Genomic DNA, 24,487 nt, shown 5'->3' with positions numbered 1-24,487 from the left:
GCTGATACACGGAGAACACACATGTTTCACACCGTCCTGATCGCCAACCGCGGGGAAATCGCGGTTCGCATCGCCCATACCCTGAAAACCATGGGCATCAAATCCGTCGCCGTTTACTCCGATGCCGACCGCAACAGTGCCCATGTGGATGCGGCCGATGTGGCCATCGCTCTGGGCGGTGAAAGTGCCGCCGACAGTTATCTCAAGGTGGATAAAATTCTGGCGGCCGCCAAAGAAACCGGTGCCCAGGCGATCATTCCGGGTTACGGGTTTCTGTCAGAGAATACGGACTTCTGCGAACAGTGCGAAGCCGCCGGTATCGCCTTCTGTGGTCCCACACCCCAGCAGATTCGCGAATTCGGGCTGAAACACACCTCACGGGAAATTGCCGAGCAAGCCGGGGTGCCACTGACTCCGGGTACGGGGCTGCTCGACTCGCTGGAGGAGGCAAAAACCGCCGCCGAGCGCATTGGTTATCCGGTCATGCTCAAAAGCACTGCCGGCGGCGGTGGTATCGGCCTGACCCGCTGCGATAATGAGGCCACACTCATTGAGGCGTTCGACAGTGTGAAACGCCAGGGCCAGAACTTCTTCAGTGACAGCGGCGTTTTCCTGGAACGCTTTGTCGACAACGCCCGTCATGTGGAAGTACAGATTTTTGGTGACGGAAAAGGCAGTGTGCTCGCACTTGGAGAGCGGGACTGCTCACTGCAGCGTCGCAACCAGAAGGTGGTGGAAGAAACCCCCGCGCCCAGTCTGCCCGCCGCCACCCGGGAAAAACTGATGGCCGCTTCGGTGAGTCTGGGCAAAGCGGTGAATTACCGCTCGGCCGGCACCGTGGAATACATCTACGATCCGGTGCGGGATGATTTCTATTTTCTGGAAGTGAATACCCGCCTACAGGTGGAGCACCCGATTACCGAAGCCTGCACCGGCGTGGACCTGGTCGAATGGATGATCCGCACCGCCGCAGGTGATGCCCCCGACCTGAACCAGGCAATCGACCCCAAAGGCGCGGCCATTGAAGTGCGCGTCTACGCCGAAGATGCAGTACGGGATTTTCAGCCCTCCCCCGGCACCCTCACCGACGTTCACTTTCCCGAGAACGCCCGTATCGACACCTGGGTATCCACCGGTACCGATGTGTCACCCCATTACGACCCGATGATCGCCAAGATCATCGTCACCGGTAACGACCGGGCCGAAGCCATCGCCAACATGGTGGCGGCACTGAACGAAACCCGCATGGCCGGCATCGCCACCAACCTGGATTATCTGCGCCAGATCGTGGCGTCGGACTTCTTTGCCTCCGGCGATGTGGCCACCAACAAACTGGCCAGCTTCGAGTACCAGCCGCCGGTGGTGGAGGTCATGCAGCCAGGCACCTACACCAGCATTCAGGATTACCCCGGTCGGGTCGGCTACTGGGGCATCGGCGTGCCCCCTTCCGGACCCATGGACGACTACGCCTTCCGTCTGGCCAATCGCATTGTGGGCAACCACGAGCACAGCGCCGGATTGGAGTTTACGATTGTCGGCCCCACCCTGCGCTTTCATACCGATACCGTCATCGCCCTGACCGGTGGCCGCACACCGGCGACGCTCGACGGCGAAGCCGTAGAGTTCTGGCAGCCGGTCGGAGTAAAAGCCGGCCAGGTATTGGAAGTCGGCAAAGCCGTCAACGGCTGCCGGACTTACCTCGCGGTGCGCAACGGCTTTGATGTGCCCGAATATCTGGGCAGTCGCTCGACCTTCGCACTGGGTCAGTTTGGCGGCCACGCCGGGCGCGTTCTGCGCGCGACGGACATGTTACGGGTGAGCGACCCGGCGCTACCCGCTTGCACCACGGCAGCGCCCACCCATTCACCCCAACCCTGCCCCACCGCACTGATTCCCGAGTACGCCCAGGAATCCGACGAGGGTCCGCGCGAATGGCACATCGGCGTGCTTTATGGACCCCACGGTGCCCCGGACTTTTTCAAGGAAGAGTCCATTGAGATGTTCTTCAACACCGCCTGGGAAGTGCACTACAACTCCAACCGCCTGGGCATCCGGCTCAATGGCCCCAAGCCGAGCTGGACCCGCAGTGACGGCGGAGAAGCGGGCTTGCACCCGTCCAACATTCACGACACGGAATACGCCGTCGGCTCCATCAACTTCACCGGCGATATGCCGGTCATTCTGACCAAAGACGGCCCAAGCCTGGGCGGCTTTGTCTGCCCGGTGACCATTGCCAAGGCGGAGCTGTGGAAAGTCGGCCAGGTGAAGCCCGGGGACAAGCTTCGCTTCAAACAATTGAGCTTTGATGAAGCGCTGGCCATGGAAAACGCACAGGACAAAGCAATCGCCGAACTGTCCGAGCCTGAACCGGTGGGTGATTTCACTATTCCCGTACCGGACCACTCGCTCTCTCCCTGCATTCTTGCCGCCCTACCGGCCGCCCAAGGGCGCCCCGAAGTGGTTTACCGTCAGGCAGGTGATAAATACATTCTGATGGAATACGGCCCGCTGGTCATGGACCTGCGTTTCCGGCTGCGGGTACACGCCATGATGGAAGCCCTCAAGGAAAAACCCATTGAGGGCATTATTGAACTTTCGCCCGGCGTTCGCTCTTTACAGGTTAATTACGACAGCCGGGTTCTGCATCAGCGTGAGCTGGTGACACAGCTGCTGGCGATCGAAGAACAGCTGCCCCCCGTGGACCAGATGCGCGTGCCCAGTCGCATCATTAACCTGCCGATGGCGTTCGAGGATTCGGCAACGCTCGAAGCGGTAGCCAAATATCGGCAATCCGTGCGTGATACCGCGCCCTGGCTGCCCAGCAACACCGAGTTCATGCGCCGGATCAACGGACTGGAATCCATCGATCAGGTGCGCGAGGTTCTGTTCAATGCCAGCTACCTGGTACTGGGGCTGGGAGACGTTTACCTTAGCGCCCCCTGCGCCGTGCCCATTGATCCCCGTCACCGACTGCTGACGTCCAAGTACAATCCGGCCCGCACTTACACCGCCGAAGGTACGGTCGGTATCGGCGGTGTCTACATGTGTATCTACGGTATGGACTCTCCCGGCGGCTATCAGCTCGTGGGTCGGACGCTACCTATCTGGAACAAGTTTCTGAAAAGCCCGGTATTTATCCATGGTGAGCCCTGGTTACTGCGTTTTTTTGATCAGGTGCGCTACTACCCGGTCACCGAAGCCGAACTCACCGAGCAGCGCGAAGCCTTTCGCGAAGGTCGTCTGAGCATCGACATAGAGGACACCTGGTTCGATATTGCCGAGCACGAACGCTTTCTGGAAGAGAACGCTGAGAGCATCGCTGCGTTTCAGCAAAAACAGCAGGCGGCGTTTACAGAAGAGGTCGCACTCTGGCAGGCCGATGAAGAAAAACAGGTGGAAGCCGCTCTGCAGGCTGGCCCCGCCATTGACCCGAACGATGTGGACGGTCATGCCGTGACCGCCGACATCAGTGGCAATATCTGGAAGCTACTGGTGGAGCCGGGGCAATCGGTGGAGCCGGACCAGCCGTTGCTGATCGTGGAGGCCATGAAAATGGAATTCTCCATCTACGCCGACCGCAAAGCCACCGTCAGTGCCGTGCATTGCGCCCCCGGAAAACCGGTCAATGCCGGCGACATCCTGATGGTGCTCGAAGAATAATTACCGTCGACCTCGGGGCGAACATGAGGCAAATGACGTATTGCACGCATCATTTAAGTGCACACCCGGGAGCGCCTCAGAGCGCTCCTTTTTTTACTCTCCATAAAACCTGTTGTTTTCTCAGTCACTTACCGGATTTCACCACCAGATTTCGAGTTTGGCACAGTTCCTGCTGAATACCATCTTGCATACATGATCATATTCAAGGCGGACAGCAGTGAATCAAAAATCGGATCGCCCAAGTTTGACCGAGCGGGTCTACAGCGCCCTCAAGCAGGAAATTTTTGATTTCGTGCTGCTGCCCGGAGACCGCTTTACCGAAAGCGAAATCGCCCAACGCATGTCCGCCAGTCGAACCCCCGTGCGTGAAGCCCTGACGCTTCTGCAGAGAGAGGGTTTTGTCGATGTGATGTTTCGCGCGGGCTGGCAGGTCAAGCCGTTCGATTTTGAAAAGTTCGATCAGCTGTACGAGTTACGGATCGTGCTTGAACAGGCCGCAGTGAGAAAGCTCTGCGAAATGGAGGGAACCCCGGACCTGGACGCACTCAAGGAATTCTGGCTGGTGCCGGTCAGCGACCGACTGGACGACGGGCCCACGGTGAGCCTGATGGATGAACGCTTTCACGTTCATCTGGTGGAGGCTTGCGGCAACGAAGAGATGGCCCGGGTCCATCACAACATTACCGAACGGCTGCGCATTATCCGGCGCATCGATTTCACCCAGCGGCCACGGATTGAGGCGACCTATCAGGAACACGCAAAGATTCTGCGCACCATCATCAAGCGCCGCTCGGACGAAGCCCAACGCCTGCTGAAAACGCACATTGAGGAAAGTCAGGCCGAAGTCAGAAAAATCACGCTGCACATGTTGCACGAAGCCCGTCAGGGGCATCAGTTACCGAAGACCTCCAGCCCCTGACCGACAACCCGATTTCAGGAGAAAGTACGCCACTGTACCCACAACAGGATGTTTACCCAGCAATACACCGTAAAACCGACATCAATGGAGAATGACTCATGAAGCTAGCTGAACTACTCAAACCCATTGGCACCCTGGCGGTCGCCTGCAGTATGGCCCTGACGGGTCTCACGACCCACGCCCAGGAGGAAGACACCATCAAGGTAGGGGTTCTGCACTCCCTGTCAGGCACCATGGCCATTTCGGAAACCACGTTGAAAGACACCATGCTGATGCTGATCGAAGAACAGAACAAGAAGGGCGGCCTGCTTGGCAAGCAGCTGGAGGCGGTGGTTGTCGACCCAGCCTCCGACTGGCCACTGTTTGCGGAGAAAACCCGCGAGCTGATCACCCAGGAAGAAGTCGATGCCATTTTCGGCTGCTGGACATCGGTTTCCCGTAAATCGGTTCTTCCGGTGATTGAAGAGCTCAACGGTATTCTTTTCTACCCGGTGCAGTACGAGGGTGAAGAGTCTTCGCGCAATGTGTTCTACACTGGCGCGGCGCCCAACCAACAGGCGATTCCCGCCGTGAACTACCTGATGAATGAAGTGGGCATCAAACGCTGGGTACTGGCCGGCACCGACTATGTGTACCCCCGGACCACCAACAAGATTCTGGAAGCCTACCTGAAAGCCAATGGCGTTTCCGACGAAGACATCATGATCAACTACACCCCGTTCGGTCATTCCGATTGGCAGAACATTGTGTCGGACATCAAACGCTTCGGCAGCCAGGGCAAACCGACGGCTGTGGTATCCACCATCAACGGGGACGCCAACGTGCCGTTCTATCGCGAACTGGGCAACCAAGGGGTATCGGCGGAAGACATCCCGGTGGTCGCTTTCTCCGTGGGCGAAGAGGAGCTGTCCGGTATCGACACCAAGCCTCTGGTCGGCCACCTGGCCGCGTGGAACTATTTCATGAGCGTCGATACCGATCAGAACGAAGCGTTCATTGAAAAATGGCACGACTTTATCGGTAGTGAAGAACGCGTCACCAATGACCCGATGGAGGCGCATTACATCGGCTTCAACATGTGGGTGAAAGCGGTCGAGAAAGCGGGTACTACCGACACCGACGCTGTGATCGATGCCATGGTGGGTGTAAAGGTCCCCAACCTGACCGGCGGCATCAGTGAAATGCTGCCCAACCATCACATCGAAAAGCCGGTTCACATTGGTGAGATTCAGGATAACGGACAGTTCCTGACCGTATGGCAAACCGAAGACCTCGTGCCCGGTGATGCCTGGTCCGACTACCTCGAAGGAAGCAAGGACCTGATTGCCGACTGGACCGACCCGGTCAACTGCGGCAACTACAACACCAAAACCAAACAGTGCCTGGGCGCCGCGCCAGCCGCGGAATAAACCAGAACGACAGGCCACAAGAAGCACCACCGCCCGGCGCAGCCCGGGCGGTGCACCCATTCTGGCAATAAGAGCACGCTGTTATGATTACCACTGGTCAACCAAGGACCCACGTTGGGCAACGGTTACTGCATTTTTTGCTGCCACTGTTGCTGTGCATTGCAACGCCGGCGCCCGCTCAAGAGGAGAACGCCCTGGCCGAACAGACCCGAGCGGTCGCCCGGGCCAGCCTGATGCAACGGGACGACGCCATTGACGCCCTGGCGCAAGTCGCTCACCCGAGAGTTCCGATCGTACTGACGGCCCTGCTGGAAGGGAACCTGTACAGCGATGACGAAAACGAAAGCCGCATTCTGATTGAACGGCCCGATGGCAGCCTGGAGAACGCACTTACCGGAGCAAGCCTGGGCGCCGCGATCGACACTAAACGCATTCCCGTCACAACGCGGATGCGCACCCAGATTCGCAACATACTCGCGCGCCTAAACCTCGATTCCGAAGATACCCAGACCCGCTACGAAGCGGTACAACGGATGATCAAAGAAGGCATCGACGAAAACAACATCGAACTATTGCAAGCTCGCAGCGACATCGAAGAGACGCGCTTGGTAAATGAAACCATTGAAACCGCTCTCTCTCTTTACGACCTCAAGAGCGACAACGAGCGAGTTCGCCTGTCCGCCATCCAATCGCTGCGTGGCTCACTGGTGGGCGAAGCCCGCAACGAACTGCGCCGTCTGCGCGATGACGACCCGGCGCCCGCCGTGCAGGACGCCGCCGGAGAAGCACTGGCCTCTATCCAGACCAAACTCGAATTCTACCAATTCGTCGAAAGCATTTTCTTCGGCTTGAGCCTGGGCTCGGTCCTGTTACTCGCCGCCATTGGTCTGGCCATCACTTTCGGGGTAATGGGCGTGATCAATATGGCCCATGGCGAGCTGATGATGATCGGTGCCTACACCACCTGGGTGATTCAACAGATGTTCCCGGGACAGATTGCCTGGAGCCTGGCCATGGCCGTCCCCGCGGCCTTCCTGGTCGCCGGACTGGTGGGCATTGCCATTGAACGAGGGGTGATCCGCTTTCTGTACGGCCGCCCCCTGGAAACCCTGTTGGCCACCTTCGGTATCAGCCTGATTCTTCAACAAGCGGCTCGCACCATTTTTTCGCCGCTGAACCGTAGCGTGACATTACCTGACTGGATGAGCGGCTCGATGGTCATCAACCCGGCGCTCTCGCTCACCTACAACCGCCTGTACATTCTCGCCTTTGGCCTGATCGTGTTCTTCATGCTTATGGCCATTCTCAAACGCACCTCGCTGGGCCTCAAAGTGCGCGCGGTATCCCAGAACCGCCCCATGGCGCGCGCGGTGGGAGTGCGAGCCAGTTGGGTCGACGCCATGACCTTCGGCCTCGGCTCGGGCGTGGCGGGCGTGGCCGGTGTCGCCCTGTCGCAGCTGACCAATGTCGGCCCCAACCTCGGCCAGGCCTACATCATCGATTCATTCATGGTGGTGGTGTTCGGTGGTGTGGGCAACCTCTGGGGCACCCTGGTGGGCGCCATGGGGCTGGGCGTACTCAACAAATTCATGGAGCCCTGGGCGGGCGCGGTGCTGGCCAAAGTGCTGGTATTGGTGATGCTGATTCTGTTCATTCAGAAACGCCCCAAAGGCCTGTTCCCTCAAAAAGGACGGGCAGCGGAATAACCCCTGCCCTGCTGAAAGGTTTCGAGAGACGCTTATGTTGACACAACGTTTACTACTCAGTGATCGGGGCGGCATGCTGGTATTGGGGCTGGTAGCCCTGATGGCGGTGATCGTTCCGGTCTGCAATATGCTGGTGCCGGAGAGTTCGCCCTTCCATGTTTCGACTTACCTGGTCACCCTGATCGGCAAGTTTCTGTGCTTTGCACTACTGGCCCTGTCGGTGGACCTGATCTGGGGTTACGCCGGCATCCTGTCCCTCGGGCACGGTGCCTTTTTCGCCCTGGGCGGCTACGCCATGGGCATGTACCTGATGCGTCAGATTGGTGATCGGGGCCAGTACGGCAATCCCGACCTGCCGGACTTCATGGTATTTCTGAACTGGGACAGCCTGCCCTGGTACTGGCTCGGTTTCGATATGTTCTGGTTCGCCGCGCTGATGGTACTGGTGGTGCCCGGCCTGCTGGCCCTGGTGTTTGGCTGGCTCGCGTTTCGTTCACGGGTGACCGGGGTCTACTTTGCGATCATCACCCAGGCGCTCACCTACGCGCTGATGCTGGCGTTCTTCCGCAACGAGATGGGCTTTGGGGGCAACAACGGTCTGACGGACTTCAAGGACATCCTGGGATTTTCCATCACTGACAAAGGCACCCGCAACAGCCTGTTTATCGCCTCGGCCGTTATGCTCACCCTCGGCTACCTGGCCTGCCGCTATATTGTCACCTCTCGAATGGGGCGGGTAATTGTTTCCATTCGCGACGCCGAAAGTCGAACCCGTTTTTGCGGGTATAAAGTGGAAGCCTACAAACTCTGGCTGTTTGTGTTTTCCGCCATGCTCGCCGGCATCGCGGGCGCCCTGTACGTGCCCCAGGTGGGCATCATCAATCCCGGTGAATTCTCACCCCTGAACTCCATCGAGCTGGTGGTCTGGGTGGCGACCGGCGGTCGCGGGACGCTCTACGGTGCCATTGTTGGTGCCTTCTCCGTGAACTACGCCAAAACCCTGTTTACCACCTGGTCACCGGAGAGCTGGCTGTTTGTGCTCGGCGCCCTGTTTGTGATTGTCACCTTGATTCTGCCCAAGGGCCTGGTGGGTCTGTTTGATCGCCTCAAGCGCAAAAGCCACAAGGGCAAGTCCCAGACCGATGCGGACCAACCGACTGAACCCAAGGAGGCTCCATGAACCTGATCAAACAGGCCCATCAGTTCAGCCAGCGGGCGCTGCCCAAACGGGATCCGAACTTTGGTAAACCCCTGGATACCAGTCACGGTCCAATTCTGTACGTTGAAGGCGTGACGGTCAGCTTTGACGGCTTCAAGGCGCTGAACAATCTGAACCTGTATGTGGACGATGGCGAGCTGCGCTGCATCATCGGCCCCAATGGCGCCGGTAAAACGACGATGATGGATGTGATTACCGGTAAAACCCGGCCCGATGAGGGCAGTGTGTATTTTGGACAACAGATTGATCTGTTGAACCTGTCCGAGCATCAGATTGCCCGGGGCGGCATCGGTCGGAAGTTTCAAAAGCCGACCATTTTCGAAGCGTTGACGGTATACGAAAACCTGGAGCTCGCCACCGCCGCCGACAAGCGGGTCTGGTTCACGTTGACCCAATCACTCTCGGCGGAGCAGACGGACCGGATTGACTCAGTGGTTCGCCAGATCGGTTTATTGTCAGAGGTTCAGCGCCCCGCCGGCCTACTCTCCCACGGTCAAAAACAATGGCTGGAAATCGGCATGCTGCTGATGCAGAGCCCCCGGGTGTTGCTGGTGGATGAACCTGTCGCCGGAATGACCGGCGAGGAGACCGAGCGCACCGCCGAGCTGCTGACCTCCCTCGCCGGCGATCACTCGGTGATCGTGGTGGAACACGACATGGCCTTTGTACGCTCGATCGCCCGCCAGGTCACGGTGTTGCACCAGGGCTCGGTATTGGCCGAAGGCACCATGGACCAGGTGCAGAACAACCCAAAAGTCATCGAAGTATACCTAGGCGAATAAATGGCGGATGACGGGCCTGACGGCCCTTATCCACCCTACCTATTAAGTAGGGTGGATAAGCGCACAACGTGCGCGTCATCCACCAATTGAAATTGGAGACCCCCGTGCTAACCATCGAAACCATCAACCAATACTACGGCCAAAGCCACATCCTCTGGGACCTGTCCCTGGAAGTCCGCGAAGGCACCTGCGGCTGCCTGCTCGGCCGCAACGGCGTGGGCAAAACCACACTGCTCAAATGCATCACCGGCCTGCTGCCCATTGCCGAAGGCAGCATCCGGCTCAATGGCAAAAACATCAGCAAACTTTCCACCGAAGCCCGCGCCCGGGCCGGCATCGGCTACGTACCTCAGGGCCGGGAAATATTTCCGCAGCTGACCGTCGAGGAAAACCTCAAAATCTCTCTCGGCGCGCGGGGCGACGGTCAGACCAAAGTCCCCGATCACATCTACGAGTTGTTTCCGGTACTGCTCGACATGCGCCACCGCCGAGGGGGCGACCTGTCCGGCGGCCAGCAACAGCAACTGGCCATCGGTCGAGCCCTGGTGCTGGACCCGAAAGTTCTGCTGCTGGACGAGCCCACCGAGGGCATTCAGCCAAACATCGTGCGCGATATCGGTAACGTGATTGGCAAACTCAATCGGGAAATGGGGCTCACCGTATTGCTGGTTGAACAGAAACTGCCGTTCGCCCGCAAGGTGGCCGATGACTTTTTTATCATGGAAAAAGGCCACACTCAGGCCTCTGGCGCGATTGCCGCTCTGGACGACCATCTGGTACAGAAGTATTTGAGCGTATGACCATGCCTCGGGCCGTCATCAACCGACCCTGAGAAAGGGGGTGACTTGAATCACATTGTTTCACCCCCATACACGGACTGTTGCTCAAGCCTGCTACACTTAGCAGGTATCAATTGCCACGGAATCACTCAGGAGAGACATTAATGGCACTTAAATTTGGAATCCCGCTTACAGCACTGGCCCTCGCGGCCACACCCCTTTCCCACGCCGACGACCACGACCTGCACCACCCCACCTTTGAACTCCATGGTGGCCTGGGGCGCACGGTATTTGACACCCCGCTGGAAGACACCGGTCACTATCAGCTTGGCCTGGGAATGAACCTCGGCGAACGCTGGGGCCTGGAATTGATGGCCTCGCAATTCGACACCGAGCAGAGTGAAACCGGTGTGGACATCGATGGCGAACAGTACCGCCTCGACGCGCTCTATCACCTGGCCGATCGAAACCAGCGCGCTCGTCCCTATTTCGCCTTTGGCGTTGGCGACCAGGAGCTGTCCGGCCCCACCCTGGCCCGAGCCCAGAACGACACCCTGATCAATGCCGGTGTCGGGGTCAAATACCAACTGTCCAAACGCTGGTTGTGGCGCACCGATATGCGCTTGTTCAACAACCTGGACGCCGAACACACCGACTTCGCCATCAGCACCGGCCTGAGCTTCCTGTTCGGTTACGACGACCGACCCGTACGGTCAACCGAGCCCGCCCCAACCACGCCACAGGATAGCGACAACGACGGGGTAGCCGATAACCGGGACCAGTGCCCCGATACGCCCGAAGGGGTCCGCGTCGATGCCCGCGGCTGCGCCCTGGATAGTGACCGCGACGGCGTGCCGGACCACCGGGACAACTGCCCCGATACCGCCCGCCAATACCGGGTGGACGATCAGGGCTGTCCGGTTGAGCTGACCGAGTCGGTCTCCATCGAAATGCAGGTGCAGTTTGAGACCAACAGCGCCGAGGTTCGGGAGCAGTTCATGCCCGAAGTGCAGCAGGTCGCCGACTTTATGCGCCAGTTCGACCAGACCCGGGTCACCGTCGAGGGCCACACCGACAGCAGCGGCGCCGCCGCCTACAACCAGCAACTGTCCCAGCGCCGCGCCGACGCGGTCCGTGACGTGCTGATTGAGCGCTTTGGCTTGCCCGCAGACCGGGTAGAGGCGGTTGGTTATGGGGAGGAGCGCCCCATCGCCGATAACGACACCGCCAGCGGCCGCGAGCAGAACCGCCGCGTCGTTGCGGAGATCAGCGCCGATGTGACCCGCACCGAAACCAGAGACTGATTCAGGAAAGAAGGCGACAGCGGCCGTCTTGGGGGTAATGCGACCTTGCGTTACCCCTCACACGGCCCTACAATGCTCCCAATTCTGGAACTTCCGGCTTTTCCGGTAGTCCCATGAATCGCAGGGTTCGAGTTCGGCCAGCTTGACTGGCACTCTGCCCGACGCGACCAAATTCCCCTTTAAGGGGCCGATTTGGATTCGACGCCGGTGACGAAACTCAAGGTGCATGTCGTGATGGCAGCCAATCACGTTAATCCAAAGCTGCAACTTAATAGTTGCCAACGACGACAACTACGCTCTAGCAGCCTAAGAACCTGCTAGCGGTCAATAGCAAGGTGCCAGTACCGCGTTATTGACTGTCAAATAGAACTGGATCGCGGTGAAGTTCGCCTGTGGCGGATCCGTTAAAACCTAAACAGGATCGCGTCTTACGTCCTGCCCGTTGGGCTGTAAGAGGCTAAATCAATAAACGGAAACTAAGCATGTAGAGCCAAGAGCGGAGTACCGGCGGACGGGGGTTCAACTCCCCCCGGCTCCACCATCACCACATCTAAAGACGTCCTAGGACGTCTTTTTTTGTGCCTAAAATCAAGCAGTTACGTGGTTTTTCAGTCCATTAACGTCCGATAAGATCCAGCAACAACCGACACCCCAGGTATTCCAAGTGGTATTCCATGGCGCCCAATGCTATATTTTGGAATACCAAATGGCAGTCTGGAATACCCAATGAGCACCTACACCACCACCCTGAAGGCCAAGCAGGTCGCCGCCGCCAAGCCTCGAGACAAAGACTACGTCCTGTCCGATGGGGGTGGCCTTCAACTGCGCGTGCGCACCAACGGCTCACGCCTGTGGAACTTCAACTACCGACACCCCATCTCCAAGAAACGAGTCAACATGGGGCTGGGTAGTTACCCCGAGATCAGCCTTGCCCAAGCTCGCGAAAAAACCAAAGAAAGCCGCGCGCTCGTTGCCCAGGGTATCGACCCCAAAGCGCACCGAGACAAAGAAGCACTGCAAAGGAAGCTGGAGACCAGCAACACCTTGCGCAAGGTCGCCGAAGAGTGGATTGAGCTGAAGAAGTCCCGTGTAACCGCCGACCATGCAGCCGACTCCTGGAAGTCACTGGAGATCCACATTTTCCCCAAGCTGGCCCACACACCGATTACCGACGTTAGCGCCCCCCAAGTGATTGACGTCCTACGCCCTATTGAAGCCAAAGGCAGCCTCGAAACCGTCAAGCGCCTGTGCCAGCGGCTAAACGAAATCATGACCCACGCCACAAATAGTGGATACTTACCAACCAACCCGCTCAGCGGCATAAGGGAGGCTTTCCTAAAACCCAAGAAGAAGAATATGCCCACCATCAAGCCGGACGAGTTGCCGGAGCTGGTGCAAACTATCGCCAACGCCAGCATTAAGCGAGTCACTCGCCTGCTGATCGAATGGCAGCTGCATACCATGACCCGCCCGTCGGAAGCGGCTGGCGCCCGCTGGGATGAAATCGATTTCGAGAAGCAGTTATGGACAATACCTGCAGAGCGGATGAAAAAGCGGAAGGAGCACATAGTGCCACTGACAGAGCAAAGCCTGGCGCTGCTGGAAGCATTAAAACCAATTAGTGGGCACCGGGAGCACCTGTTTCCATCTGACCGCAACCCACGAACCCACACCAATAGTCAAACCGCCAATATGGCGCTTAAGCGCATGGGCTACGGGGGTAAGCTTGTCAGCCACGGATTAAGGGCACTGGCCAGCACCGTACTGAATGAAATGCGGCAGGACCCGGAGCTCATTGAGGTGTGCCTGGCTCACGTTGATAGCAGCGTGCGGGGCGACTACAACCGGGCGGATTACCTGGAAACTAGAAGGGAACTCATGGCGGTGTGGAGCCGCCAGATTGAAAAGGCCTCGCAAGGCTCACTCTCGGCCAGCCGAACTCCTTCTCTAAAGGTAGTGAATGGATAGGCGAACAAAAACCGCAATGATTTGTAGTAGTCCAAACTTGCTCTGACAGTTGCCGCTTTTCCCGATGGTATCTGTCAGGTCAAGTTCGGCAGCGTCGCCCCTAGGCGAGCAGAGCACACCGGAAAAGATTACGTATTTCTTGATCAGTTTAGTTTGTCAGCACCAGCAGCCGGCCCCGTGGGGCTGGCTTATGCTGTCACGGCATTGGTGTGATTTTGAGAGTGAAGGAGAAGTCATCGTACGATATGAGCTTAGAGCGTACCTTACCGGCACGCTGAAGCCGAGCATGCATCCGGGTACCGATATCCCTCATGCCATCTTCTGTGGTATCACTGATACCCATGTCATCAGCCGTGATCTCCATCGTGAATGACGGCTCCACACCCTGTTGAATCAACCCGTTGAACTGATCGTAGACGGCTTGTTCATTGTTTTCATACTCTTCTTGGGGAGGTATTTTAGGCATCGTGTTTTCTCTGATTGCTGGTGAATTTTACGTACTTGACGCTTCGGACAATAAGTGCAATGTCCTTTGAAGGAAAGCCAAATACATAGTTCGGAGTTCTCCCGATCAACGGAAATCGCATGATGAGGTGTACACAGATGACCGAAGGTGAACGATCCAGATTCAGAGGTATTGGAAATCTGGGTACACGCAAACGCAGATCGCAGAAACGCTTAATAGAAACTCTACCAGGACCTGTAGAGAGCTGTCAAAAAACCGAGGGGTAAAGGGTTACTATCAATGGCTATCTATTTTGACCCACGTGAGGATGGGTCAAAATAGATAGCCATTGATAGTCGGCTTTGTCTCACACCGTTTAGAAGGCATTTAAAATGCTACCAATCTTGCGAATGGAGGACTTGCTAACCCAATGCAGCAAAATGAACCACTTCCAGTTTATTCCTTATCAGCTCACTAAGGCTAGATGAACAGTCATAACGGCGAGCAATCTCGTTATCGATATATTTTTGTGGCAGACACTCTGAAAACTTTAGCTCCTGAATAAAATCGGAATCTAGGGGTACTTGAAGTTGACTAGACTCGCTTGAAAACATATCTCGCAGGCTTCTTGTCATACCTGAAACGTCATACACTCCGCTGGCGGTCACAGCGATATTATCGAACCTCACTTTCTTGGCGTCACCCTGGAGATGGTTCGCGATAGCTGCGTTAAGCAACGCCCCTGAAAAAGTCCATAGCGTTAAATTGTCATCCTGAATGGTTATTACCACTTTCCCTGGCTCCAACCAATCGAACTCATCTCGAAAATCGGACAATAGTTGGTCAGACCGCTTAGATAGGCCTTCGAGCTTCACCTCTTCAGATAGTACAGCGGCAATCTCTCTAGCCACACTGTAGCCGAGTGGCCTACCAGCACTTAACCATTGTGACCGTCCTTTGATCTCCGTTGGTTCAACATACGCTTTGCGTCTCGGCCAATCCACGTAAGTCGTCGCCCAATTTCGCCCAGCCAGAGTCAGTAACGCTGGTCCCTCTTCTCCAACGGCAAAGGTTATCTCATGCACTTCGCCCAACTCTTGCCGACCGTAGAACACCTTCACCATAGGCGGAGCCGTAAAGACGGACACCAACTCCATAAAGTGTTTTGCACCGAAGGTTCGCTCACCTCTCTGACCGATCCCTAGGACCCCGCAGTCTGAATGCAAAATGCCAGTCTCAAGCATACTGTTTAGCAAACCCTCGCGTTCTCTAGAATCAAGCTCCGCGAACCCTGGCATCTTACCAAGCCACCGATCAATGTCTTCAGCGATGATTCCTTGCTCCTGAAGGATAAGTGCCATTATCTGCTGTGCGTAAATATGAAGTGGACTGCGCGGTGGCGTGACGGGCTCTACATAACCCCGCTGCCATAAACTCAGTACAGCTAGAGTCTGTAGAAATGCACTTTCAGTTGTGGCCAAAAACAGGCAATTTCTAATACTCCCGGACCTTCGGCCAGTGCGGCCAATTCGCTGCAGAAAGGAGGACACGGTGGACGGTGAGTCCAACTGTATCACTCTGTCCAGGTCACCTACATCGATGCCTAGCTCCAAGGTGCTGGTAGCAACGATTACGCAGTCATTGCCCTCCGCAAAGGCGGCTTCTGCGGCCCTCCTCTCCTCCAAGCTCAAGCTACTATGAGACACGAAGGTAGTCACCTGTCGAGCTCTCAGCTCGGCAGCCAACTGCTCTACCCTGGAGCGGCTATCGACGAACACCAACCGCTTCTCACCCCGGTGCAATCGGCTAACAACAGTCGCAGCGTTCTGAAGTGAGCCCACCCAGTCCACCTGAACATCCGTCTCTTGAGTCGCATCAGCATAAGGATTAATGACCGACCTCGGTTTCTGGCAAGAACCCGCCAGCCAGCCACATAGCTCATCAGTATTCCCTACCGTCGCGGAAAGACCGAGCCTCTGCAGCTCACTTCCCGCTATGACACTTAGTCGCTCCAACACGGCAAGCAGATGCCAGCCTCTGTCGTCACCGGCGAAGGCATGAATTTCGTCGATTACGACACTCTTTAAATGTCCGAAAAAGCGTCGATGATCCATTCGGGAAGATACTAGGATTGCCTCCAGGGACTCTGGCGTGGTCAGCAGAATATCCGGCGGATCGGCTAAGATTTTTGCCTTTCTTGATGGGCTGACGTCCCCGTGCCATACAGCAACTCGCCGTCCCAATAAGCTACCATAGTACTCGAGACGGGATTCCAAGTTGTTGAGGAGCGCTTTGATTGGGCAGATATACAGCACACTGAGGCCGTTCCATCTTTCACTCAACATGCGTGAGAAAACTGGGAAGCACGCGGCCTCTGTCTTGCCCCCCGCAGTCGGCGCCAACAGTATCGCGTGTTCACCACGAATCAGCGGCGGTATCGCCGCTTCTTGGAGCGGTCTGAGGCCGGGCCAACCCAGGCTGTTGACAATATGATGTTGAAGCGCTGGATGTAGCTGATCGAAGTGGCTCATAGCTCTAAATCGATATCGTCCACGCTTTTCGCGCCGCGAGACGCTCGCTCTGAGCGCGTTAGCTCAGTCTCCGATATCGTCAATGCATAGTGTTCACGCGGACGGAAGTCGTCGAACTGATCTACCCGGTCCAGCACTTCACCCACTAATTTTTTTAGAAAAATGCGAGGTGCAACACCCACCTTTCCACCAAGATTACCCGTCACCTGCTCCGCGAGAAGAGCTATATAGTCAGCGTTCACCACCTCTCGAACTCTTTCGGAGTTATCAGTACCGGCCGCATAAAGATCTCGAACTTTGATCCCAACTTCCTTAAGTGCCTCCTTGTCAAAACCCTTCAATCTCACCTGAACGGCCCTTGGATTATCAAACCTGGCATCGGTAGCAAAATCCACTGCCAGCCGCTGGGCAAGCGGTGGCAGTCGCTGCACGCCCATGGGACCATCAAAAAATGCTGTTGTACCTGTGATCAACAGATAAAGGCCCGGAAAGCGCCCATTGTCGATTTCGTCCATAAGCTGCCTCAACGCATTAAGGCTTTTATCCCTAACGTCTGACCGCATACGCTGCAGGGTTTCTACCTCATCAAGAACCAGTAACAGGCCAGGGTGCCCTGAATCTTTTAGAATGGTCAGAACGCCCTGAAGAAAGCTCAGCGCGCCGAAATGATCGATATCCCCTTTAATATTCGCATAGCGTTTTACTGAGGCGGAAATGTTGGGCTGACCGCCCATCCAGGCCAGCAGCCCGTCCGCGATGTCTTCGCGCCCCTCAAGCAATGCCCTGCGGTAAGCTCGTAAGGTCAGGGAGAAGGCTGGCGCTGAGCGCACCACTTCGCCCAGGCGTTTCTCCATCAATGCATCAGTCGCGGCGACGAGCGCCGCCTCATCATTGGGATCGATATCCTGCTGTGACAGAACATCATCTTCTAGGGTAAAGAACCACGCCTCCACGACATTACGAAATGCACCGCTGGGCGATTCGGGTGTAGTCAGCCGTTCCATTAGTCGACGATACACCGTCTCCAAGCGGTGTAAGGGTGTCTCTGTCTCGGACACTTGCACTTCTGCGCAGGCAAAACCCTGGCTGTGCGCTCTTTCCCGTAGCCAGCGGCTGACAAAGGTTTTACCGCTACCGTACTCACCTCGTACCGCTTTAAACACCCCTGCGCCGCCCGCTGCTTTGGTGAGCTCTTCATCAAATGCCTTCTCCAGGTGCTGTAAGCCAACGGCTAGCGCATCCAGGCCATATTGAGGTACTGTCCCCCGACGCAAGGCGTCAACGATGTCACGGCGTCTCTGGTGGCTAATGCTCATAGCTCAAATTGCCTTTTCAAGGTTTCAATATCCAGCTTTATGGTTCCGCTGTCTCTGAGAACACTTAGAATAGGGTAACCATCCAAGTTCAAAAGCTTCTGAACGGCCGACAAAAAGCCCCGCATCCGAATCGGAGGTATTTTCAGTTCGGCGGCCACAACAGAGTCCATTACTGAACCTTGTTTCCGGTCAAGAAGTGTCAGAAAGCGACTCACTTGATCATCCGTAACAGGGATTCGCGCGGATTTGCTTCGGACGCCTTGGTAAATGGCTGAGTCGATAAGCTGATTCACCCATTCAGGTGCGTTCGATGTGGAGGGTTCTTCCGCTGGTACTTGTGCGGAACTATCAGGGGCATCCTCCTTTTCAAAAAGGTCTTCCGTCCGTTCATCTACCGCCTGGCGTTTCGCCTGCTTGGGTGATTGGCTGGATTTTCGACTCAGTGAATACACGCTGGCAGACTCATGCAAAAGAGCGCTCTCCTGCGCATCCCACCAAACGGGTCTGAACACAAGCTGCTCAAACCAGCCGGTTAGCCGGTCGGGATCGGTTGCGCTTTGGTACACGCCTAACGGAATCGTTACCTCTTGCAAACTCCCACCACCGTGATAGCCATTATTGCGTGATTTGGTGTACCGAGACCGCTCTGACCAAGGTAAAACAACGCCATTATCTTTGGTGACGACGCGAGGACCACTCAATTTGACCTCCGACGGTCCAACTTCGCCTCCCAAGCGATATCGCTCGCCCCCCTCTGAGTCGCTGGCCACGTACTCTGAGTCATGGTCTGACACATGGCCATGGTCGCTGGTTACCACGACCGCACGACCAGCCTCTCTCGCTGCCTCAAGCACCTGACGCAGAATAGGTATGGCGTCCATACCCCATTCGATTGAAATTTGCCCGCTGCTCGACAACTGATCGTCGATGGCGTTAATTACCGCGCCGACGACGCGGTGCTCCGTGCTTGCAATGAGTGCCCTACTGGCTGCGGCTAACGATCGTCCCCCGGATTCTTGAATATCCTGCTTGTGAAGCAATACCGGAGGAAAGCGGGAAGATGCCACCTTCTTAAGCAGAGGGTGGTTCGTAAAGGCCTTTTTCTCCGAGCTGGCATCCCCTGAAGCCAAGGTGCCAGAAAGCAATGAGCAGCGGCTGACCTCGGTCACGGTTGGGAAAGCCGTCACCAAACACGGCTCTGGAGCGTCACTACTGGATCGAACTTCAATCCAACCGTGGTGTGAAAGTGCTTCTTGAAGCTCCCTGTAAACAGCGGCACTCATTCCATCCAGCACCAGCAGTAGTACAGGTTTATCGGTCGCAACCGGCACCAACACATTCGTCAAGGCCGTCTCTACTGGGGTTTGATGGTCGGGCATCTGCTTGCACTTTGCCAGTTCAGGCAAGTAACGCGCGAAGGTTTTGTTCAAGCGTTCTCGCTGCGCTGCGACCTTATCGACAATCGCTTTATAGGCACGATTGAGCGCCTCGTGACTATCACCTTCCCACAAACGGCTGCGAGCCCAGTCGACAAAACTGCCATCGCGCAGATAATCATCAAGCAGTTGACCCACACTGACCGATTCCGTCGGCGCTACCTGCCTCAACCAACGGCTGAGACGCAGAGCCATTTCTGCTCGTCGAAGCTGGGCCTCTCGGTCAGGACGCACCACCAGCCAATGAGCCTGCAAATCCCGGTAGCATCGCTCAGCCCATGCCAGATCGCCGCCCTCAAGTGAAGCAAATAGCGCTTCCGCGTAGCGCGAAAGGCGCTGATTGAAACCGCCAGGCAATGCCGGGGAGAGAGACAAGACCTCACCAAAACCCAGGCTTGCCAGAATTTGTTCAGCGGCATCCAGGCTAGGGGCGACTGCTCGTATCTCCCCGTCTCGCAAGAGAGAGCTGACGCACTGTAAAGCCAGATCGCCAAACTCAGCGAGGGCCCTGCTCCGTATGTTAACGCCGCCCAAGTATCGCTCAATAAACCGCCCTCTCCCCGAGTGTACTTCCCCGAGATCCATCGTCTCGCCGGACGCCAAGTGTTCTCCATACATCACGGAGCAAGCGACGCCTACGGCGAGAAGCTTATGAGCCTGCCCGTTCAGGAATAATGTCTTTACCAAATCAGACAATTGAGGCAAAACCGGCCTAAGCCAATCGTCTAAATGGGCTTTTACATCTTCCGGCAGATCGGCCACTTGCCGTTCGACATTAGCCTCTGTCGACCATTTAAAGAGGGCCTGCATATCGACCGAGGGCTCATCGAAATCCAGGTATCCCTTAGCCAGAGCGAGCCAAGCGGTTTCCAAGTCTAGAACTTCACCAAAGTTTATTTGGTCGCGATATCGATCATGGCAGTCCAGCAACGCTTCTGCCATCCATCGGCCTTCCTTATTTCGGGTTAGCCGAGGATCAATTTCATTGACCCGGATCAATTGCTGTAAATTGCGCCACGGGCTAATACGCTGTGGCTCGCAGCGCCAGAGCCGAGCCAGGACATCTTTACCCAACCGAGACTGGTCCAGCCGCGTTAATAACACCAATCGAGCGCTGTTGTCTGTCTGCACCAAGGCCTCACGCAGCGCTAGTTCTGACGGGCACTGGATCACCCGCACCGGTAAGTCATTTACCTGCGTATCGACCTGGGCCCACTCATGCGCCTCAGACCAAAAAAAGGCAATGCGGTCCGCGTCCGGGTGGTGAGAAAAAATTGCCTGCAGCTGGGTCAGTATCGGCCTCGGTGGCTCGTAGGACGCTGCTTCCGCGCTAGTCATCACTCGACATTACTCCTCGCTAGCGGGTTGGCGGATAACATAACTGATATCCACGGTCACATCGTCGCTCAGCTCCGCCTCAAGCTCACGGAGGACGACCTGCAATTGCGAGCGGGTCAGACCTGAGCGGTTGTCGGATTTCACCACCCTGCGGCCCGGCACCCCAGGCTTAGTCCTATCCTCTGTCGGGGAACTGGCTTGTTGACTGATCAATCGAGTAGCATCCTGCTGAGCTTTTCTCAGGGTTGCTGCCATATCCGATACCAGCTCATCGTCTGACAAGGTGCTGGCAACCTTTTGCTTGATCTCCTTGGCACCATCTCCGCCCTGCTGCCAGACGGTTGTCAGCAGCTCCCAGTTGTTGTCACGCAGTGCTTGCGCGACGCTGCGAGCGCTGCGTATAGATTTACCAACGGCCTGAAGCGACGTTGGGGGCTGAGCTTGGGCCAATAGCTCGAGCAGGTCTGCACCTTCCGTTTTATACAGCTTCTTCAGCAAAACGAGGGCATACTCGGCCGTTTTTAATCGATCGATATCATTACCCAGTCGCAACCGGCTGGACACGTCCTTAAGCGTATCTACCAGCAACTCGCACTCAGGGAGCGACCTACGAACTTCTTCATGAACATCTTTTACCAGGGTGTTCTGATGATTAGCTGTGCGCAGCGGGTTGGGGCTCAACCCGAAAATTGCCCCGGCATTATCGCAACCGGCCTTCCAAACCTCCGGCTCCGCGAGCGCCTGCTTAATGAGCACGAGGTTATCGGGCATGTCTTTGAGTGTCACGTCATACTCGTTGCCGTGGAACATGAATGCGTATTGCCCATGCTCGGCGAACACCATAATCAGCAGGTTCTGGACCTCTTCTGGCAAGCCTCTCGGATTGGGGATATCCATAGTCCCCCTTAGACGCTCTACCGTGACCGACTCCCCTTGCTTGTCATCTTGAGCCAGACCTCGAGCCATGGCCTTGGGCCAATCGTCTTTGAAAATAAAGTGACGCTCATGCATTTCACCCAACCCCAACGGCTGAGCAATACCCCGCATCAGTGGCCTTACAGGGCTATCCACATCGATGCGACCATTACTGGCATGCACCGCTCGGCGCAACTCCGGTAACAGCTTGCCCAGCTCGGTCAACTTCACATCACAATCAAACTCTGGATGATCTGGATACTGAAAACGAAAGGCCTGATCCAACAGTTGCTCGAAGGCTTGGCCGAGAGTAGCACCATGAGGCAGGCGGGGTTCAAAGCCCGTTTGCAGTGACATCACTTGCTCATCAATCGCCAACGTCGCATCCAAGGAGCCATCCACAATCTCCCGGCCGCCATAGGCACCAAAGAGGCAGTCTTTGAGACGCTGTCGTAACTGGCTGCGCTGGTTGTCCAGCAGGGTTTTGGCCTGGTTTCGATCCACTGGGCTCAGATGTTTGCTGTAAGAGCTAAATCGGTCATCCGTCTTCAAGATATATTCCAGACGAACCAAAACCCCCAGGTCTTTCTGAGCCGCCTGACTAAAGAAATTCGGCAGCCAGCAAAGGGTGCGGGTGCCGCTGTAGCGGCCCAGAAAATCCTGAACCCTGGCCCGATCGTCCGCTGGTCCATGGCCGGGGGAGTCAAACGGAAAGTCGATAATCACTTTCCAGCTTTCTCCCCTCGCTTCAAACAGGCTTAAATCGGTGATCTCCCGGATATTCTGAAAGGTCACTTCCACACTGCGAAGGGTTCCGCGCCAGCGAACGCGATGTTCGAGAAACAGATCGTTCTCTTCGCGGATGCCAAAGGCATCGAATACCATCTCCTTGATCAGTTTGCGACGCGCGCCATCGGTATCGTTAATCTTTGCTTGTTCCAGAATACTCTCCGTATCCACACCGGAGAGCTGCAGCGCCACAATAGGGTTCTGATCCTCGCTGAGCTTGATTTCCCCGACTTGACCCGCCCATTTTTGGCACTTGGCAAGAACGGCTTTAGCCTCTTGGCCTGGGATGGGTGACTTGATGGTGCCGTGATTCAGGGCCGCCAGCTTATTGCCCGTTAATTGCTTCAGGCTCTCTACCTCGGGCACCAGCGCAGACAGCAACAACGTTTTCAATAGTCGCAGGTCGTTCTGAAAGGCGCGCCTCTTGGGGTCGCTGACTGGCAACGCGGCAAAGGCCTCGTAGCTCAAGTTGTGGTCACTTTCGACCAAGGGGAGCAGCTTGCGCTCGAACAACTGCTTAGCGTTGTCAAAGTGGTGGCGCATGGTCTCAGAAAAGGGCTCTGCCTCTGAGGCGATTACGTCGTACAGGTCCCCCACGGGAATCACACCGCCCAGCTCCAGAGACTCTCGCTGATCCACTAGTAGCATCAGCATGACCTTAAGCGCCGTGCGTTCACGCTGCAGCGCTGACGAGAGCGCGACCAGGGCTTGTACCAGAGCCGGACTAAAAGGGTAAAGACTGCGGAACATATCGCGGTCGCCCGAGCTGGTCAGCAGGATATCCTGCACCTCCTCGCGCATGCCTTTATCCATCGAGTCAAAGGCTTGCTGAATCTCCGCACGCGCGGCCTCATTCACCGGCTTTAACAGGCGCTTCTCTGCAATGACCGGCAGGTTGCGGTCCTCCAACGTAATGGTGTGGAAACGGCCGTCCCAGTACTTGAGTGAATCGCTCAGCGCCTCCTGATCCGAGCCGGTGTATTGCTGGTCACTGATAAACTCACGTAAATCCCGCTGACGGGCAATAAAACTGGCGACCGGCAGGGCTCTGGGCTCGCTGGGCTCTACCAGCTTCACGACCTTTTGAATGTTATTGGTTATAAATTGCTGGTCGGCAATATGACTGGCCAGCCAGAGAATAAGTTCGTCCAAAAACAGCACGATGCCGTCGTAGCCCAGGGCTTTGGCGTGCTGCGTCATCACTCGCAGGCCCTCGTCGAAATGGACGTAGCCGCCCGCCTGGGAGTTAGCCATCTCTTGTACTGAGCTGTAAAAGGTGCTGACCAGGTCACCCACCAGACGATCTTTGTCCTCTGCACTACTGTGGCCCAGTAGAACGGCATCAAAGCTAATGGCGTCCCAGCCGGCGGCCAAATCGCCCCAACCATCATCGTCACCGGCACCCGAGCTTTGCTCGTTCAGCGCTTTGAAAAAGGCATCGTCGCCCAAGCGTTGGCGCAGGCTTGCCGCATCTTCAAACAGTCGATCACTTTGATAAAACCCCGGTGTGGGCGCCTCTGGATGCCGTTTTTTGATGTAGGCGGCATAACCGCCCAGAATGCCGGCCTCGATACTGGTTGCACCGATCATGTGATACGGCACCAGCAGGATATTGTGGCTTTGCATCCACTCATCGTGCTTGGCAACCGACGGAGCCAGTTCATTGATGGCTCGGGCCTGCGTGTTTCCCTGCAACAACAAGTGCAACACCGCCATAAAGTGGGATTTACCGCTACCGAAACTACCGTGCAGGTAGGCCCCTTTTTGGCGATTCTGCCCGCCCACGACCGTGCTTTTGATAAAACTGAGAGCATCTTCAAACGACTTGGCCAGTTGCGGGGTCACCACGTACTGACTCAAGGTCTGCTGAACGGCCTCCCCTTCCAAACCATTGGAGAGGTTCAGCACAAAGTCCCCGCGTTGAACTTTTTCCGGAATATCTATCAGGTCTTTTAACAAAGTCATGTCGCT

Annotated in this window: 14 protein-coding genes and 1 other RNA gene; 10 read left to right on the top strand and 5 right to left on the bottom strand. The window is 56.4% G+C overall.

What is annotated here, in order from left to right:
- Positions 1-21 precede the first annotated feature (21 nt).
- The 10 genes from uca to N645_RS0115000 all read left to right on the top strand — a co-directional run bounded on the left by uca (position 22) and on the right by N645_RS0115000 (position 13,746).
- Positions 22-3,660 (top strand): urea carboxylase, encoded by a 3,639-nt coding sequence (uca, locus tag N645_RS0115040; RefSeq protein ID WP_024462338.1) that lies wholly within the window; start codon positions 22-24, stop codon positions 3,658-3,660.
- 217 nt (positions 3,661-3,877) lie between these two features.
- The gene (locus N645_RS0115035) at positions 3,878-4,579 is read left to right on the top strand and encodes a GntR family transcriptional regulator (protein WP_024462337.1); all 702 of its coding nucleotides are present in this window, start codon (positions 3,878-3,880) and stop codon (positions 4,577-4,579) included.
- A gap of 98 nt (positions 4,580-4,677) precedes the next feature.
- Positions 4,678-5,988 (top strand): urea ABC transporter substrate-binding protein, encoded by a 1,311-nt coding sequence (urtA, locus tag N645_RS0115030; RefSeq protein WP_024462336.1) that lies wholly within the window; start codon positions 4,678-4,680, stop codon positions 5,986-5,988.
- Positions 5,989-6,125: 137 nt separating this feature from the next.
- Positions 6,126-7,694 (top strand): urea ABC transporter permease subunit UrtB, encoded by a 1,569-nt coding sequence (gene urtB / locus N645_RS0115025; protein ID WP_024462335.1) that lies wholly within the window; start codon positions 6,126-6,128, stop codon positions 7,692-7,694.
- A 34-nt stretch (positions 7,695-7,728) separates the two neighbouring features.
- Positions 7,729-8,874 (top strand): urea ABC transporter permease subunit UrtC, encoded by a 1,146-nt coding sequence (gene urtC, locus N645_RS0115020; protein ID WP_024462334.1) that lies wholly within the window; start codon positions 7,729-7,731, stop codon positions 8,872-8,874.
- On the top strand, positions 8,871-9,695 hold the full coding sequence (urtD, locus tag N645_RS0115015) for an urea ABC transporter ATP-binding protein UrtD (protein ID WP_024462333.1): 825 nt from the start codon (positions 8,871-8,873) through the stop codon (positions 9,693-9,695). The genes urtC and urtD overlap by 4 nt, the downstream gene beginning before the upstream one ends.
- A 104-nt stretch (positions 9,696-9,799) precedes the next feature.
- Entirely contained in the window at positions 9,800-10,495 is a 696-nt protein-coding gene (gene urtE, locus N645_RS0115010) for an urea ABC transporter ATP-binding subunit UrtE (protein ID WP_024462332.1), read from the top strand.
- Positions 10,496-10,638: 143 nt separating this feature from the next.
- The gene (locus N645_RS0115005; RefSeq protein WP_024462331.1) at positions 10,639-11,778 is read left to right on the top strand and encodes an OmpA family protein; all 1,140 of its coding nucleotides are present in this window, start codon (positions 10,639-10,641) and stop codon (positions 11,776-11,778) included.
- A 183-nt stretch (positions 11,779-11,961) separates the two neighbouring features.
- Positions 11,962-12,319: a transfer-messenger RNA gene (gene ssrA, locus N645_RS17895) on the top strand.
- A 185-nt stretch (positions 12,320-12,504) separates the two neighbouring features.
- A complete protein-coding gene (locus tag N645_RS0115000) occupies positions 12,505-13,746 on the top strand; it encodes an integrase domain-containing protein (RefSeq protein ID WP_024462330.1) in 1,242 nt (413 codons plus the stop codon).
- A 196-nt stretch (positions 13,747-13,942) separates the two neighbouring features.
- On the opposite strand, the gene N645_RS0114995 is transcribed toward N645_RS0115000, so the two are convergent.
- The 5 genes from N645_RS0114995 to N645_RS0114975 all read right to left on the bottom strand — a co-directional run bounded on the left by N645_RS0114995 (position 13,943) and on the right by N645_RS0114975 (position 24,475).
- Complete coding sequence (locus tag N645_RS0114995; RefSeq protein WP_024462329.1) at positions 13,943-14,212, bottom strand: hypothetical protein; 270 nt, start codon at positions 14,210-14,212, stop codon at positions 13,943-13,945.
- Positions 14,213-14,613: 401 nt separating this feature from the next.
- Complete coding sequence (locus N645_RS0114990; RefSeq protein ID WP_024462328.1) at positions 14,614-16,722, bottom strand: DEAD/DEAH box helicase; 2,109 nt, start codon at positions 16,720-16,722, stop codon at positions 14,614-14,616.
- Entirely contained in the window at positions 16,719-18,038 is a 1,320-nt protein-coding gene (gene brxD / locus N645_RS0114985; protein ID WP_024462327.1) for a BREX system ATP-binding protein BrxD, read from the bottom strand. Before brxD ends, N645_RS0114990 begins: the two co-directional genes overlap by 4 nt.
- On the bottom strand, positions 18,035-20,812 hold the full coding sequence (gene pglZ, locus N645_RS0114980) for a BREX-2 system phosphatase PglZ (RefSeq protein ID WP_024462326.1): 2,778 nt from the start codon (positions 20,810-20,812) through the stop codon (positions 18,035-18,037). The genes brxD and pglZ overlap by 4 nt, the downstream gene beginning before the upstream one ends.
- Positions 20,813-20,821: 9 nt before the next feature.
- Positions 20,822-24,475: a hypothetical protein gene (locus tag N645_RS0114975; RefSeq protein WP_202960803.1), complete on the bottom strand. Its 3,654-nt coding sequence runs from the start codon at positions 24,473-24,475 to the stop codon at positions 20,822-20,824.
- Positions 24,476-24,487 lie beyond the last annotated feature (12 nt).

The sequence above is a fragment of the Marinimicrobium sp. LS-A18 genome, from assembly GCF_000463525.1.
GTDB lineage: Bacteria > Pseudomonadota > Gammaproteobacteria > Pseudomonadales > Cellvibrionaceae > Marinimicrobium > Marinimicrobium koreense.
The sequence above is the reverse complement of the archived record's forward strand: the minus strand, read 5'-3'. Positions and strand labels throughout refer to the sequence as shown.